This is a genomic window from Pseudomonas abieticivorans, from assembly GCF_023509015.1.
Lineage (GTDB): Bacteria > Pseudomonadota > Gammaproteobacteria > Pseudomonadales > Pseudomonadaceae > Aquipseudomonas > Aquipseudomonas abieticivorans.
Map to the genome: position 1 here is coordinate 3,163,480 of NZ_CP094975.1, position 15,448 is coordinate 3,178,927.

The window sequence follows — 15,448 nt, forward strand, 5'->3', positions numbered from 1 at the left end:
CCGGGGGTTTGGTATCACTCGTCGAGGAAAGAGCGTAGATGCTCGCTTCTCGTCGGGTGGCGCAACTTGCGCAGCGCCTTGGCTTCGATCTGACGAATCCGCTCGCGGGTTACATCGAACTGCTTACCAACCTCTTCCAGCGTGTGGTCGGTATTCATGTCGATCCCGAAGCGCATGCGCAGGACCTTGGCTTCACGGGCAGTCAGGCCGGACAGTACGTCGCGGGTGGCTTCCTTGAGGCTTTCAACGGTAGCGACATCGATTGGCGACTGCATGGTCGAGTCTTCGATGAAGTCACCCAGGTGCGAATCTTCGTCGTCACCGATCGGTGTTTCCATGGAGATCGGCTCTTTGGCGATCTTCAATACCTTGCGGATCTTGTCCTCAGGCATCTCCATGCGTTCACCCAGCTCTTCCGGGGTCGGTTCGCGACCCATTTCCTGCAGCATCTGCCGGGAAATACGGTTGAGCTTGTTGATCGTCTCGATCATGTGCACCGGAATACGGATGGTGCGTGCCTGGTCGGCGATCGAACGGGTAATGGCCTGACGGATCCACCAGGTGGCGTACGTCGAGAACTTGTACCCGCGACGGTATTCGAACTTGTCCACCGCTTTCATCAAGCCGATGTTGCCTTCCTGGATCAGGTCGAGGAACTGCAAGCCACGGTTGGTGTACTTCTTGGCGATGGAGATCACCAGACGCAAGTTCGCTTCAACCATCTCTTTCTTCGCGCGGCGGGCCTTGGCCTCGCCGATCGACATGCGACGGTTGATGTCCTTGATGTCAGCGATGGTCAGGCCGGTCTCGGTTTCGAGATCGATCAGCTTCTGCTGGCAACGGACGATGTCGGCGTTCAGGCGGCCCAGGGCTTCGGCCCATTTGGTGCTGCGCTTGGCCAGGTCACCGGCCCAGGTCTGGTCCACTTCGTTGCTCGGGAACAGACGCAGGAAGTCGGCACGCGGCATGCGTGCATCACGAACGCACAGTTGCATGATCGCGCGCTCTTGCTGACGCAGACGATCCAGGGCACCGCGAACACGTTCAACCAGGCCTTCGAACTGCTTGGGCACCAACTTGATCGGCATGAACAGCTCGGCCAGGGCCAGCAGCTCGGCGATGCCTTGCTTGCTGTCGCGACCGTGCTTTTTCAGGGCCTTGAGGGTGATGTCCATCTGTTCGGACACGGCACCGAAACGCTGGGCGGCAATGACCGGGTCCGGACCGCTTTCGGTCTCTTCCTCGTCGTCGCTGCTTTCGGCGTTCTCCTCTTCGTCATCGTCCTTGTCGGCCGCAGGAGCGGCTTTGGGGTCGACGGGCGGAGGCATTTCCGCAGGCGCCGCAATGCCGTCGTCCGGGTCGATATAACCGCTCAGGACGTCGGACAGGCGGCCACCTTCGGTGGTGACGCGATCGTATTCGGAGAGGATGTGTTCAACCGTGCCGGGGAAGTGCGCAATTGCGCCCATCACTTCACGGATGCCCTCTTCGATGCGTTTGGCGATTTCGATTTCGCCTTCACGCGTCAGCAGCTCCACGGTACCCATTTCACGCATGTACATGCGCACGGGGTCGGTGGTGCGACCGATGTCGGTTTCCACGGCCGCCAACGCTGCGGCGGCTTCTTCAGCGGCGGCTTCGTCGGTGTCGGCTTCGGCCAACAAAAGGGCATCCGCATCCGGAGCACTCTCGAATACGTTGATCCCCATGTCGTTGATCATGCGGATGATGTCTTCCACCTGTTCCGGATCTGAAATATCCTCCGGCAGGTGGTCGTTGACCTCCGCGTAAGTCAGGTAGCCCTGCTCACGACCGCGGGTGATCAACTCTTTGATGCGAGACTGCTGTTGCGCTTTTCCGGACATAACACCCTATCCACTGAAGGTCTTGGCGGGCAAAAAACAAGCCGAGGATTATACCCGAGCTAGGACCTCACGCGCCAGTTGAGGTCGGGGTTTGTGCGTGAACATTGCGACTTAATAACTCGCGCAGCTGGTTTTTTTCATCTGCCGTCAGTTCACTTTGACGTGCTTTACGCAGCAGATGTTCCAGTGTTCGCTCGCGTTGGCGGGCGGACAGACTAGTTATGGTGTCGAAAAACTGTTGTTCAAGGTTGTCGGCATCGATTAGCCACTCCTTTTCAGCCAGTGCGCGCAGCAAGCGACCCTGTTCGGTGCCGTGCCAGCGAGCAATCAACTGTAAAGAGCGTAGCTTAGGATTCTTTTGCAAGGCTTCGAGCAGGGCCACCAATAGTTGGGCGTAGACATGCTCTTCGTCGGCAAAGTGGCTGGCATCCTCGACCTTTTCCGCCAGTTGCGGATGGTGCAGCAGGGTGCGCAACGCACTGAGCGTTGGTGGTTCGACGGTGGTCGGCACGCGCGGGGCACGTGGTTCGAACTCGCCGCGTTTGCCGCCCTTCTTGTCCCAGGGCTTGCCTTCCCATTTTTTCTGCCCGAAACCCTTTTGCCCGGCGCCTTTGTTCGGCGTCCATTCCTGCTGCTGGGGCTGGTAGCCCTGCTGGCCGTGGAAGTCGCCGTAGTCGGGCGTGTAGTCGGGTATCGCGTCGTAATCGATGTGCGGGTCGTACGCCGGCGGCGCCTCGGCGGGGGCGTTGTGCGCCAACTGGTTCATGGTATCGCTGTTGAGCCCGGTGATCTCGCTCAAGCGGTTGCGCATCAATGCGCGCAGGTTGGCACCGAGCACCTTGTCGATCAGTGGCGCCGCCAGGGTGGCCATGTGCGCCTTGCCCTCGAGCGAGCGCGGGTCGGCTTCTTCCGTTAGTTGCTGGAAGAAATAATCGGCCAACGGTTGCGCGTGCTGGTTGATCCGCGCCTTGAAAGCGTCGGTGCCTTCGGCGCGCACCAGGGTGTCCGGGTCTTCGCCTTCGGGCAGGAACAGAAAGCGCGCCTTGCGCCCATCCTGCAGGGCCGGTAGTGCAGCCTCCAGGGCCCGCCAGGCGGCTTTGCGCCCGGCCGAGTCGCCGTCGAAGCAGAACAGCACGCTGGGCACCACGCGGTACAGCCTTTTCAGGTGTTCTTCGCTGGTGGCCGTGCCCAGGGTGGCCACGGCGTTGCGCAGGCCCTGCTGGGCCAGCGCGATCACGTCCATGTAGCCCTCGACCACGATGATCTCGTCGAGGTTGCGGTTATGCTTGCGCGCCTCGAACAGCCCGTACAGCTCTTGGCCCTTATGGAACACCGGGGTTTCCGGGGAGTTCAGGTACTTGGGCTTGTCGTCGCCCAGCACCCGGCCGCCAAAGGCAATCACACGGCCACGGCTGTCGCGGATCGGGAAGATGACCCGGTCGCGAAAGCGGTCGTAGCGCTTACCACTTTCGGCATTCTCGATCAGCAGGCCGGCGTCGATCATGGCCTTTTGCTGCAGGGTGTCGCTGCTCAGGTGCTTGAACAGGTTGTCCCAGCCGGGCGGGGCGAACCCCAGGCCGAAGTCGCGGGCAATTTCCCCGGACAGGCCGCGGCCCTTCAGGTAGTCGACGGCGGCCCGGCGCGCAGGGTGGCTCTTGAGCGCCTGGCGATAGTATTCGGCCGCTGCCGTCAGCAGTGGGTACAGGGGCGAATCGGTAGGCTGGCGTGGCTTGCTGCTGCGCCCGCCTTCTTCGCGCGGCACTTCCATGCCGGCCGCCTTGGCCAGTTCCTCCACGGCCTGGGGGAAATCCAGGTTGTCGTGGTCCATGATGAAGCCAAGGGCGTTGCCACCGGCGCCGCAGCCAAAGCAGTAATAGAACTGCTTGTCGGGGCTGACGCTGAACGAAGGGGTCTTTTCCTTGTGGAACGGGCAGCAGGCCGTGTAGTTCTTGCCTGCTTTCTTCATTTGCAGGCGCGAAGTCACCACATCGACGATGTCGGTGCGGTTGAGTAGGTCGTCGATAAAACCTTGGGGGATCAGCCCGGCCATGGCGCTCTCATCATCAGGCTTGGAAGCTGTGGTGGAGTGTAATCTGTGGAAAGGCCAGCGGTGGCGCTTTCTGGTCTTGCTTGTACGTCGGAAACGGCTTCACGTTCGAGCAGCAAAAGCTGGGGTCGAAGTGGGAAGCTGTAACTTTGGGAAGTTAGGTGTGCTCGTCTGCAGCCCGTGAGGACTCGTCAGTGTGACGTGCACGATCTGGCCAAGGCCAGCTCTGACGTTTTAGGCAGGTTTGCTTTGCACGCGTGAGCGAGCTCGGCAGCCCTATGCACCGAAGTGCGAGGGTAAAGCTGCAACTGCCGGCAGCCCGGCTGTAGGCCGGGCGAGGCAGAAGCTTTCGACGGACGTCTGTGTATTAGTACAGACGAACGGCGCGGCGCTGTTCGCGCTGTACTTTCTTGGCGTGACGCTTAACAGCGGCTGCTGCTTTGCGCTTACGCTCAGAAGTTGGCTTCTCGTAAAATTCGCGGCTACGAACTTCAGCCAGTACACCGGCTTTTTCGCAGGAGCGCTTGAAACGACGCAGAGCTACGTCGAAGGGTTCGTTCTCTTTAACTTTGACGGCTGGCATCCAGAGCTACCTTCATTCATTACCGGGGACAACGAACTCATGGCGGAAAAAATCGCGCTGGAGTACGTCGGTTTTTAAGGGTTGCGGATGTTAACCCTTAGACGACCGGAATGCAAAGCCTCTGATCGAAAACCGCTGGCCGGGGCCCTGAGTGACGACTATCATGCGCGCCTTCGAATTCAGCCTCAACAAGGCCGGGACCATGCTAGTACTGGGATTGGAAACGTCCTGCGACGAAACTGGAGTCGCATTATACGACAGCGAACGCGGCCTGCTGGCCGACGCGCTGTTCAGCCAGATCGACCTGCATCGCGCCTATGGTGGCGTGGTGCCTGAACTCGCCTCGCGCGACCATGTAAAGCGCATGCTGCCGCTGATTCGCCAGGTGTTGACCGAGGCCGACTGCGTGGCCACCGAGATCGACGCCATCGCCTACACCGCGGGTCCCGGGCTGGTTGGGGCGCTGTTGGTAGGGGCTTCCTGCGCCCAGGCGCTGGCCTTTGCCTGGGGTATCCCGGCACTCGGCGTGCACCACATGGAGGGGCATCTGTTGGCCCCCATGCTGGAGGCCCAGCCACCGGAATTCCCGTTCGTCGCTTTGTTGGTGTCGGGGGGGCATACGCAGCTGGTTCGGGTCGATGGCATCGGCCAATACGAGCTGCTCGGTGAAACCCTGGATGACGCAGCCGGCGAAGCGTTCGACAAGAGCGCCAAGATGATGGGCCTGAATTATCCGGGTGGCCCTGAAATCGCTCGCCTGGCTGCCCAGGGCGTGCCGGGCAGGTTCACCTTCCCGCGGCCGATGTGCGATCGCCCGGGCCTGATGTTCAGTTTCAGCGGCCTGAAAACCTTTGCCCTCAATACCTGGCAGCAATGCCAGAGCGCTGGGGACGACAACGATCAAGCCCGCTGCGACATCTCGCTGGCCTTCCAGCAGGCGGTGGTAGAGACTCTGACCATCAAGTGCCGACGCGCACTTAAATTGACCGGGCTCAATCGCCTGGTTATCGCCGGTGGCGTCAGCGCCAACAAGGCATTGCGCGAGTCACTGGAAAAAATGCTGGGTGAGTTCAAGGGCAATGTGTTCTATGCGCGCCCCGAGTTCTGCACTGACAACGGCGCGATGATTGCCTACGCCGGGTGCCAGCGCCTGCAGGCCGGGCAGCACGAAACCTTGGCCATCAGCGTGCAGGCGCGTTGGCCGATGGAGCAGTTGCCCGCCATTTGAACCTGAGCGATGTTCACCGGGCCGATTCAAAAATGCCGTTCGCGCCCGGCGAACAGGTCGCGTAGATTGCCGCGATGCCGCCATACGATCAGCAGCGTCAGGACCGCCATGGGCAGCAGGGCCTCGGGCTCGCGCCAGGCGACCAATGGCAGGGTCAGTGGCGTTGCGATCAACGCGGCCAGGGAGCTGGTGCGGGTGAGGTAGAAGGTCAGTGCCCACGCCAAGGCCGCCAGGAGGGCGGCAGGCGGGTAGAGGCCGAGCATCATGCCGGCAGCGGTCGCCACGCCTTTGCCGCCCTTGAAGTTGAAGTACAGCGGGTAGAGGTGGCCGATGACCGCGCACAAGCCGACCCAGGCCTGCTCTTGCAGGCCCAGGCCGACCAATTTGGCCACCAGCACCGGCAGCAGGCCCTTGCACAGGTCGCCGAGCAGGGTGAGGATGGCGAGTTTTTTGCCCGCCAAGCGCAACATGTTGGTGGCGCCGGCATTGCCGGAACCGCTCATGCGCGGGTCGGGGTTGCCCGTCAGGCGACTGAGGACAATGGCAAAGGACAGCGAGCCAAGCAGGTAGGCCAGTAACGCCAGTAACCAAAACATGCTAACTATTCCGGGCGAGGACGCCCTGATTCTAACGGCGCATTGCGCCCTTGTCGTGCAGCGGAGAGAAGTGCTTGGACAGAGTTTTTATCGAGGGCCTGGAAGTTGACACCGTGATCGGTGCCTATGACTGGGAACGCGGCATTCGCCAGTGCCTGCGCCTGGACCTGAGCTTTGCGTGGGACAACCGCCCCGCTGCGGCCGGTGATGACCTGACCTTGGCCCTGGACTACGCCAGCGTGTCGACCCGTATCCAGGCTTTTGCCCAAAGCACTCAGTACCAGTTGGTAGAGACCTTCGCCGAGCGCCTGGTCGAAGTATTGATGAGCGAGTTCAACATCCCCTGGGTGCACCTCAAGTTGACCAAGCCGGGCGCCGTGGCGGCTGCCAAAGGCGTGGGCGTGGAGATCGAGCGCGGATGTCGCTGACACGGATCTACCTGGGCCTGGGCAGCAACATCGACCGGGAGACCCATTTGTGTGCGGGGCTTGATGCCTTGGCCGGTTTTCTCCAGCAGATGGAGTGCTCGGCGGTGTTCGAAAGCCAGCCGGTGGGGATCAAGAGTGGTCCATTTTTCAACCTGGTGGTCACCGCGCTGACCGACATGCCGTTGATGGAGCTGGACCGCCGGCTTAAGTTCATCGAGGCCGACAATGGCCGTTACGCGCCGGATCGCAAGGGTTTGCCGCTGGATATCGATGTACTGATGTACGGCGATCTTGTGGGTAACTTCGACGGATTGGTCCTGCCGCGCGCCGAAATTCTGAAAAACGCGTTTGTATTGTGGCCGTTGTCGCTGATTGCTCCAGATGTGATTCACCCAGGGGTCAATCAGCGGTTTGATGAGCTGTGGCGTGAGGCGCGGATTGATCAGGTGCTGGCGCAGGTTGCGTTTGAGTGGCGTGGCCAGGCAATTTGATCGCTCGCGGATAAATCGCTCCCACGGGACATCCGTGTAGGAGCGGATTTATCCGCGAAACAGCCGACTCAAATCCGAGCGCTTTTATACGCGGTCAACGCCTTCAACCGCTCCCCCTTCAGCGCCTCACCCAGCTCCTTGCCGGTATAACCCGCCTCGACCAACGGCTGCACCGCCACCGAGCGCGCCGCCTCGGCCGCCCCGCGCAGGTAATCGGCCTGTGGATAAGCCCGCTCTTCAAGCCCCAGCCGCCCCCGCGCATCCATCTCGCACGCCACGATGAATTCTTCAAAGCGTTGCGGGCGGCGATACACGTCGAAACTCTGTAGCAGGTCCAGCAACGTCGAGGGTTTCAGCTCCAGGGCCCGGTGACCATGGGTATGGTATTGGCCTACCAGCAGTGCCAGTTCCTGGCAGTCCCGCGGCACTTTGAAGCGCTCGTTGATCGCCTTGATCAGCTTTAGCCCGCGATGCTCGTGGGCGATGTGCCGCGGCCATTCGCTGGGCGGGGTGATGCCCTTGCCCACGTCATGTACCAGGCAGGCCCAGCGTACCGTCAGCGGCTGGCGGTGCTTGGCGGCCTGTTCCAGTACGCTTAGGGTGTGCACGCCGCTGTCGATCTCCGGGTGATGCGCTTCTGGCTGCGGTACGCCAAATAGGGCATCCACTTCGGGCATCAGCTCCTTGAGCGCAGCGCAATCACGTAGAACCTGGACGAAGACCTGGGGTTGGTCCTCCATCAGGGCTCGGGAAATTTCCTTCCAGCTGCGCTCGGGTGTCAGAGCCTGCAGTTCGCCGGATTCACTGAGCTGGTGCATCAACACCAAGGTTTCGGCAGCCACGGTAAAGCCGAGGCTGGCATAGCGCGCGGCAAAGCGCGCTACCCGCAACACGCGCAAAGGATCTTCGGCGAACGCCGGCGATACGTGGCGTAGAACACGGTTCTGGAGGTCTTGCTGGCCATGGTAAGGGTCGGTCAGATTGCCGTTATCGTCCTCGGCCATGGCATTGATGGTCAGGTCGCGGCGAATCAGGTCCTGCTCCAGCGTCACGTCCGGGCTTGCATGGAACACGAAGCCGCCATAGCCGCGTCCGCTCTTGCGCTCGGTGCGGGCCAAGGCATATTCCTCGCCGCTTTGCGGGTGCAGGAAAACCGGGAAATCCGAGCCCACGGGCCGGTAGCCCTTGGCAAGCATTTGCTCGGCGGTGGCGCCCACCACCACCCAGTCGATGTCGGTGACCGCTTGGCCTAGCAGGCGATCGCGTACCGCGCCGCCAACTTTGTAGATCTGCATGAAAAAACCTCCGTTGGCCTCACAGGATAACCTGTTGCGCGGGGCCCGCGGAGGTTGACGGTGGGTTCAAAGGTGCACGACAGACAGGTCAAGCCGCCCGTAATCGCCCTCTGAGTGATCGTTTCTGGGGGGCACGTGGTGGGTCTTCATGATCTGGTCGCCTTGCAAGGTTTCCAGGTGGATATCGAAGCCCCACAGCCGATGCAGGTGTTTGAGCACTTCCTCGGTCGAATCGCCCAGCGGTTTGCGGTCATGTTGCTGATGGCGCAGGGTCAGCGAGCGATCACCGCGCCGGTCGATGCTGTAGATTTGCACGTTGGGTTCGCGGTTGCCCAGGTTGTACTGGGCGGCCAGGGTTTCACGAATGATCCGGTAGCCCGGCTCGTCATGGATGGCTGGCACCAGCAGGTCGTCCCGCTGGTCGTCGTCCATGATGCTGAACAATTTCAAGTCGCGGATCACTTGGGGTGATAGGTACTGCAGGATAAAGCTCTCGTCCTTGAAGCTGCTCATGGCGAACTTGATAGTAGATAGCCAATCACTGCCGGCAATGTCGGGGAACCAGTGGCGATCTTCGTCGGTAGGGTGTTCGCACATGCGCCGGATGTCGCGGTACATGGCAAAGCCCAGGGCGTAGGGGTTGATGCCGCTGTAATAGGGGCTGTCGAAGCCCGGTTGGTAGACCACGCTGGTGTGCGACTGCAAAAACTCCATCATGAAGCCGTCAGTCACCAGGCCTTCGTCGTACAGGTCGTTCATCAGTGTGTAGTGCCAGAACGTTGCCCAGCCTTCGTTCATCACTTGGGTCTGGCGTTGCGGGTAGAAGTACTGCGCTATCTTGCGCACGATGCGCACGATCTCACGTTGCCAAGGCTCCAGCAGCGGGGCGTGTTTCTCGATGAAGTAGAGAATGTTCTCCTGAGGTTCGGCGGGAAAACGCGCGTCGTCGCGGTCGCTGTTCTTGCCGGCACTCTTGGGAATAGTGCGCCACAGGTCGTTGATCTGCTTTTGCAGGTGCTCTTCACGGTCCTTTTGCCGGCGCCGTTCCTCTTCGGCAGAAATAGGGTAGGGGCGCTTGTAGCGGTCCACGCCGTAGTTCATCAACGCGTGGCAGGAGTCGAGCAGGTCTTCCACGGCATCGATGCCATGGCGCTCCTCGCACTGCATGATGTACTGCTTGGCAAACACCAGGTAGTCGATGATCGAGCTGGCGTCGGTCCAGGTGCGGAACAGGTAATTGCCCTTGAAGAAGCTGTTGTGGCCATAACAGGCGTGCGCCACCACCAGTGCTTGCATGCAGATGGTGTTTTCTTCCATCAGGTAGGCAATGCAGGGGTCTGAGTTGATGACAATCTCATAGGCCAGGCCCATCTGGCCCCGCGTGTAGGATTTCTCGGTGCTGAGGAAGTGCTTGCCGTAGGACCAATGGTGATAGCCCAGCGGCATGCCGACGGACGCATAGGCGTCCATCATCTGCTCGGCGGTGATCACCTCGATCTGGTTGGGGTAGGTGTCCAGGGCATAACGGTCGGCGATGCGGCTGATCTCCCGGTCGTAGGCCTGGATCAGTTCGAACGTCCACTCTGAACCCGTGGAAAGGGGCTGGCGTTTCTGCTCTCTGGCGGTCATGTGGCTAACCTGCGCTGGAAGAGTTCACGGAAGACCGGATAGATATCGCCGGCCGAAACCAGTTGTTGCTGGGCAAAGGTATCGGCAAAGGATTCACCGATCCGTTCATATTCGAACCACAGTGCCTGGTGCTCACGTGGGGTGATTTCCACGTAGGTGTAGTACTGCACGAACGGCATGATCTGCTTGGTGAGGATTTCCCGGCAGATGGGCGAGTCGTCGTTCCAGTTGTCACCGTCCGAAGCCTGGGCTGCGTAGATGTTCCATTCGCTGGTGGGGTAGCGCTCGGCCATGATCTCCTGCATCAATTTTAATGCACTGGAAACGATGGTGCCGCCGGTTTCGCGGGAATAGAAGAACTCTTCCTCGTCCACTTCGCGGGCGCTGGTGTGGTGGCGGATGAACACCACTTCGATCTTGTCGTAGTTACGCTTGAGAAACAGGTACAGCAGGATGAAGAAGCGCTTGGCGATGTCCTTGGTGGCCTGGGTCATTGAGCCCGATACGTCCATCAGGCAAAACATCACCGCCTTGGAGCTGGGGTTGGGGTGCTTGACCAGCAGGTTGTATTTCAAATCGAAAGTGTCGAGAAACGGTACCCGGTGAATACGCGCGCTTAAACGCTCGATTTCCGCCTCTGTTTCCTGGATATCGCCGAAGTTATCGGGTTCGTCGCGTTTGAGGCGGGCCAGTTCTGCCTGGGCTTCCTTGAGTTTGGCGCGGCTGCTGCCCGACAAGGCGATGCGCCGGGCATGGGCTGAACGCAGGGTGCGGATGATATTGATGCGCGAGGGGTTGCCCTCGTTGCTGATGCCGGCGCGTACGGTTTTGTAGGTGTCGGTGCCGGTGAGGTTGCGTTTCACCAGGTTGGGCAGTTCGAGGTCTTCGAACATGAATTCGAGAAATTCTTCCTGGGTGATCTGGAAGACGAATTCGTCCATGCCCTCGCCGGAGTTGCCGGCCTTGCCTGGCCCCTTGCCGCCGCCACCCCCTTGTGGGCGGGCGATGTGCTCGCCTGCAGTGAATTCCTTGTTGCCGGGGTGCACCACGGTCTGTTTGCCGCCGCGGCCATGGTGCAGCACTGGCTCGTCGATATCACGGCCAGGGATGCTGATCTGTTCGCCGTGTTCCATGTCGGTAATGGAGCGCCGGCTCACGGCTTCTTCAACTGCCTTCTTGATGTGGTCACGGTAACGCCGCAGGAATCGCTGGCGGTTCACCGTGCTCTTGTTCTTGCCGTTAAGGCGTCGGTCGATCACGTAGCTCATAGGCCCCTCCGGGGAGCTTCAAGTCGTAAGCTTCAAGCTGCAAGCGAAAGAGCTGTCAGGCTCCATGACCGGAGCTCAACCGCGTTTCTCTTGCAGCTTGTCGCTAGAAGCTTGCAGCTGCTTCACTGCGATTTCCGGACCCGTAGGTACCATTCGGAAAGAAGCCGTACCTGTTTGTCGGTGTACCCGCGTTCGACCATTCGCGTAACGAAGTCGTTGTGTTTTTGCTGGTCCTCTTTGCTGGCTTTTGCGTTGAAGCTGATAACCGGCAGCAGATCCTCGGTGTTCGAGAACATTTTCTTCTCGATGACCACGCGCAGCTTCTCGTAGCTGAGCCAGGTGGGGTTCTTGCCGTTATTGTTGGCCCGGGCACGCAGCACGAAGTTGACGATCTCGTTGCGGAAATCCTTCGGATTGCTGATGCCTGCCGGTTTCTCGATTTTTTCCAGTTCTTCGTTGAGTGCCACACGGTTGAGAATTTCGCCGGTTTCCGGGTCGCGGTACTCCTGGTCCTGAATCCAGAAGTCGGCGTACAGCACGTAACGGTCGAAGATGTTTTGCCCGTATTCGCTGTAGGACTCCAGGTACGCGGTCTGGATTTCCTTGCCGATGAACTCGATGTAGCGCGGCGCCAGGTACTCTTTCAGGTAGCGCAGGTAGCGCTCACGCACTTCGGCGGGGAATTGCTCCTGTTCGATCTGCTGCTCCAGCACATACAGCAGGTGCACCGGGTTGGCGGCGATTTCGTGTGGGTCGAAGTTGAACACCTTGGACAGGATCTTGAACGCGAAACGGGTCGACAGGCCATTCATGCCCTCGTCCACGCCAGCGCTGTCGCGGTATTCCTGGATCGACTTGGCCTTGGGGTCGGTGTCCTTGAGGTTCTCGCCGTCATACACGCGCATCTTGGAATAGATGTTGGAGTTCTCCGGCTCTTTGAGGCGCGATAGCACGGTGAACTGCGCCAGCATCTTCAGGGTGTCGGGCGCGCAGTGCGCCTTGGCCAGGGAGCTGTTGAACAGGAGCTTGTCGTAGATCTTGATTTCATCGCTGACGCGCAGGCAGTACGGCACCTTGACGATGTAGATCCGGTCGATGAACGCCTCGTTGTTCTTGTTGTTGCGAAAGCTGTGCCATTCCGATTCGTTGGAGTGGGCCAGCAGGATGCCGGAATAGGGGATAGCGCCCAGGCCTTCGGTACTGTTGTAGTTACCTTCCTGGGTGGCGGTGAGCAGTGGGTGCAAGACCTTGATCGGGGCCTTGAACATCTCGACGAATTCCATCAGGCCTTGGTTGGCCCGGCACAGGGCGCCCGAGTAGCTGTACGCGTCGGCGTCGTTCTGTGGGTACTCTTCGAGCTTGCGAATATCGACTTTACCCACCAGGGCAGAGATGTCCTGGTTGTTTTCGTCGCCAGGTTCGGTCTTGGCGACGGCGATCTGGTTGAGGATGGAGGGGTAGAGTTTGACCACGCGGAACTGGCTGATATCGCCCCCGAACTCGGCCAGTCGCTTGGTCGCCCAGGGCGACATGATGGTATTGAGGTAGCGCCGCGGGATGCCGAAATCTTCTTCCAGGATCGCGCCGTCTTCGGTGGCATTGAACAGCCCAAGGGGCGATTCGAACACCGGTGAATCCTTGATGGCGTAGAACGGGATTTTTTCGATCAGCTGTTTGAGTTTTTCCGCCAGCGAAGACTTACCGCCACCCACGGGGCCGAGCAGGTAGAGAATTTGTTTCTTCTCTTCCAGGCCTTGGGCTGCGTGGCGGAAGTAGGACACGATCTGGTCGATGCACTCTTCCATGCCGTGAAAGTCTTCGAAGGCGGGGTAGCGGCGGATCACCTTGTTGGAGAATATCCGCGACAGCCTGGAGTTGCTCGATGTGTCGAGCAGCTCAGGTTCGCCAATGGCCATCAGTAGGCGCTCAGCCGCCGAAGCGTAAGTGCTGCGATCCTTTTTGCAGAGCTCCAGATACTCCTGCAGCGAGAGCTCTTCCTGACGGGTGGACTCGAAACGTTGTTGGAAGTGGCTAAAAATACTCATGACGTCACCTCGCTCGATACGTGGAGCCGACGTCGGATCAATCAGTTGATGCTGGCAGACAACCGACAAAGCCGGTTGCTGTTACCCCCCAAACACCTGAAGTCGCTACCGATGACCCGCGCGTCGGTGTACCGGCTCTCCCCTGTTTTGGATGGCCTGCGCTTAAGGATAGTTGGTAATCTCAGACTTCAAGGCGTGAGAAGCAATAAGTTGCGCTGACCGTTCGTCAGTCAGCGCGCTAACCCGCGTGGGGCGCGGGATAGACGGTCATAAAAATATTATTCAGCAGAGGCCGTTGCGGTTTCTGCCGGGTAAATGGTTTTCCACAGTTCGAAGCCGCCATCCAGGCTGTACACATCCGAGAACCCCTGGCCCACCAGGTAGGCTGCGGCGCTCTGGCTGGAGTTGCCGTGGTAGCACACCACGACCACCGGCTTGTCGAGGTCGGCCTGGGTGATGAAATTGTGCAGGGAGTGGTTGTCCAGGTGCGTGGCACCGGCGATGTGGCTGGCGGCAAAGGTTTGTGGGTCGCGCACGTCGACCACCACGGCGCCTTGTTCGCGCAGGGCTTGGGCCTGCTCGGGGGGGATGCGTTTGAATTCGGTCATGGCTGAAGCTCCTCGGGCAATGGGCCCATTCTAGCGGCTGGCGTTGTGGCCGGCGATGGTGGGGCTGACGGGCGGGCGCAGGTGGCCGCTATCGTCGCACGCGCACTGGTAGCGCACACCGGTGTCGATGTTCATCAGGGTCATGGCACCGCCCCATACGCAGCCGGTGTCCAGGGCGAACACGCCTGGCTCGTTGCAGCGGCCTTCCAGGGCCGCCCAGTGGCCGAACACGATCTTCAGGCCCTTGGTCTTGCGGTCGCGGTGGGCGAACCACGGTGCGAAGCCTGGCGGGGCGGTGTCGGCGCCTTCCTTGCCCTTGAGGTCGAGTTTGCCGTCCAGGGTGCAGAAGCGCATGCGGGTGAAGTAGTTAGTGATGACGCGTAGGCGGGCCACGCCCTTGAGGTCGTTGTCCCACTTGTTCGGCTCGTTGCCGTACATGCCGTCCAGGTAGGGCTTGAACAGGTTGTCATCGTGCAGCGCGGCCTCGACCTCGGCCGCCAGGCGCAAGGCCTTCTTCAGGGACCACTGGGGCGGGATGCCCGCGTGCACCAAGGCCATGTCGCGTTGTTCGTCAAAGTGCAGCAGTTTTTGTTGGCGCAGCCAGCCGAGCAACTCGGGGGCATCGGGTGCCTCGAGGATCTCACGCAGGGTATCGCCCTTTTTCAGGCGTTCGATGTTGTTGCCGGCGGCCAGCAGGTGCAGGTCATGATTGCCCAGCACGCACACCAGCGACTCGCGCATGCCATATAGAAAGCGTAGGGTTTCCAGTGATTGCGGGCCGCGGTTGACCAGGTCACCCACCAGCCACAGACGATCATGGGCCGGGTGGAAGGCCACCCGGTCGAGCAAGCACTTGAGCGGTTCCAGGCAGCCTTGAAGGTCACCGACGGCGTATACCGCCATCAGTGCAGGGCCCCGGGCACGGCAAGGCGGAAGGGCGCGATCACCGCGTCGAACAGCTTGCCGTCTTCAGCCTTCATCTCGTAGCTGCCCTGCATGGTGCCGACCTGGCTGGTCATCACCGTGCCACTGCTGTAGGTGTGGCTTTGGCCAACGCCGATCAAGGGTTGCTGGCCGACCACGCCGGCGCCGCGCACTTCTTCCACGTGGCCGTCACCGTCGGTGATCACCCAGTGCCGCGAGAGCAGCTTGGCGGGCAGTTCGCCGTTGTTCTTCACGGTGATGGTGTAGGCAAAGGCAAAGCGCTGCTGATCGGGCTGCGACTGCTCGGTGAGATAGCGGGTCACCACACTGACGTCGATCTGATAACGGGGGTCGGACATGCAAGGGGCCTTAAAAGCGAGAAGCGGATGAAGCCGGGTTTGGCCGGTTCCGTCAGTCTAGGCCATCCTGCGCCGCACCTGG

At 60.4% G+C, this 15,448-nt stretch carries 14 protein-coding genes; 3 read left to right on the forward strand and 11 right to left on the reverse strand.

Going from position 1 to position 15,448, the window contains the following annotated elements:
* Positions 1-14: 14 nt before the first annotated feature.
* From rpoD to rpsU, 3 genes are all read right to left on the reverse strand, one after another.
* Positions 15-1,865: an RNA polymerase sigma factor RpoD gene (rpoD, locus tag L9B60_RS14355; RefSeq protein WP_249679461.1), complete on the reverse strand. Its 1,851-nt coding sequence runs from the start codon at positions 1,863-1,865 to the stop codon at positions 15-17.
* A 67-nt stretch (positions 1,866-1,932) separates the two neighbouring features.
* Complete coding sequence (gene dnaG, locus L9B60_RS14360) at positions 1,933-3,915, reverse strand: DNA primase (RefSeq protein WP_249679462.1); 1,983 nt, start codon at positions 3,913-3,915, stop codon at positions 1,933-1,935.
* Between the two features lie 364 nt (positions 3,916-4,279).
* On the reverse strand, positions 4,280-4,495 hold the full coding sequence (rpsU, locus tag L9B60_RS14365; protein WP_002551877.1) for a 30S ribosomal protein S21: 216 nt from the start codon (positions 4,493-4,495) through the stop codon (positions 4,280-4,282).
* A gap of 202 nt (positions 4,496-4,697) precedes the next feature.
* On the opposite strand from rpsU, the gene tsaD reads away from it, so the two are divergent.
* On the forward strand, positions 4,698-5,723 hold the full coding sequence (gene tsaD, locus L9B60_RS14370; RefSeq protein ID WP_249679744.1) for a tRNA (adenosine(37)-N6)-threonylcarbamoyltransferase complex transferase subunit TsaD: 1,026 nt from the start codon (positions 4,698-4,700) through the stop codon (positions 5,721-5,723).
* A 26-nt stretch (positions 5,724-5,749) separates the two neighbouring features.
* Here tsaD and plsY read toward each other — a convergent pair whose 3' ends face one another.
* Positions 5,750-6,319: a glycerol-3-phosphate 1-O-acyltransferase PlsY gene (gene plsY, locus L9B60_RS14375; protein WP_249679463.1), complete on the reverse strand. Its 570-nt coding sequence runs from the start codon at positions 6,317-6,319 to the stop codon at positions 5,750-5,752.
* A 74-nt stretch (positions 6,320-6,393) separates the two neighbouring features.
* On the opposite strand from plsY, the gene folB reads away from it, so the two are divergent.
* Entirely contained in the window at positions 6,394-6,747 is a 354-nt protein-coding gene (gene folB / locus L9B60_RS14380; RefSeq protein WP_249679464.1) for a dihydroneopterin aldolase, read from the forward strand.
* The gene (folK, locus tag L9B60_RS14385) at positions 6,738-7,238 is read left to right on the forward strand and encodes a 2-amino-4-hydroxy-6-hydroxymethyldihydropteridine diphosphokinase (protein ID WP_249679465.1); all 501 of its coding nucleotides are present in this window, start codon (positions 6,738-6,740) and stop codon (positions 7,236-7,238) included. Before folB ends, folK begins: the two co-directional genes overlap by 10 nt.
* A 68-nt stretch (positions 7,239-7,306) precedes the next feature.
* Here folK and L9B60_RS14390 read toward each other — a convergent pair whose 3' ends face one another.
* The 7 genes from L9B60_RS14390 to apaG form a co-directional block, all read right to left on the reverse strand.
* Positions 7,307-8,533, reverse strand: a complete 1,227-nt coding sequence (locus tag L9B60_RS14390; protein WP_249679466.1) for a multifunctional CCA addition/repair protein — start codon at positions 8,531-8,533, stop codon at positions 7,307-7,309.
* Between the two features lie 66 nt (positions 8,534-8,599).
* Positions 8,600-10,162: a SpoVR family protein gene (locus L9B60_RS14395; protein ID WP_249679467.1), complete on the reverse strand. Its 1,563-nt coding sequence runs from the start codon at positions 10,160-10,162 to the stop codon at positions 8,600-8,602.
* Positions 10,159-11,430 carry a YeaH/YhbH family protein gene (locus L9B60_RS14400; protein WP_249679468.1) on the reverse strand — a complete coding sequence of 424 codons (1,272 nt, stop codon included), beginning with the start codon at positions 11,428-11,430 and terminating at the stop codon, positions 10,159-10,161. Before L9B60_RS14400 ends, L9B60_RS14395 begins: the two co-directional genes overlap by 4 nt.
* 122 nt (positions 11,431-11,552) lie before the next feature.
* The gene (locus L9B60_RS14405; protein WP_249679469.1) at positions 11,553-13,475 is read right to left on the reverse strand and encodes a PrkA family serine protein kinase; all 1,923 of its coding nucleotides are present in this window, start codon (positions 13,473-13,475) and stop codon (positions 11,553-11,555) included.
* A 278-nt stretch (positions 13,476-13,753) separates the two neighbouring features.
* Complete coding sequence (gene glpE / locus L9B60_RS14410; RefSeq protein ID WP_249679470.1) at positions 13,754-14,083, reverse strand: thiosulfate sulfurtransferase GlpE; 330 nt, start codon at positions 14,081-14,083, stop codon at positions 13,754-13,756.
* 30 nt (positions 14,084-14,113) lie between these two features.
* On the reverse strand, positions 14,114-14,986 hold the full coding sequence (locus tag L9B60_RS14415) for a symmetrical bis(5'-nucleosyl)-tetraphosphatase (protein WP_249679471.1): 873 nt from the start codon (positions 14,984-14,986) through the stop codon (positions 14,114-14,116).
* A complete protein-coding gene (gene apaG / locus L9B60_RS14420) occupies positions 14,986-15,366 on the reverse strand; it encodes a Co2+/Mg2+ efflux facilitator ApaG/CorD (protein WP_249679472.1) in 381 nt (126 codons plus the stop codon). Before apaG ends, L9B60_RS14415 begins: the two co-directional genes overlap by 1 nt.
* Positions 15,367-15,448 lie beyond the last annotated feature (82 nt).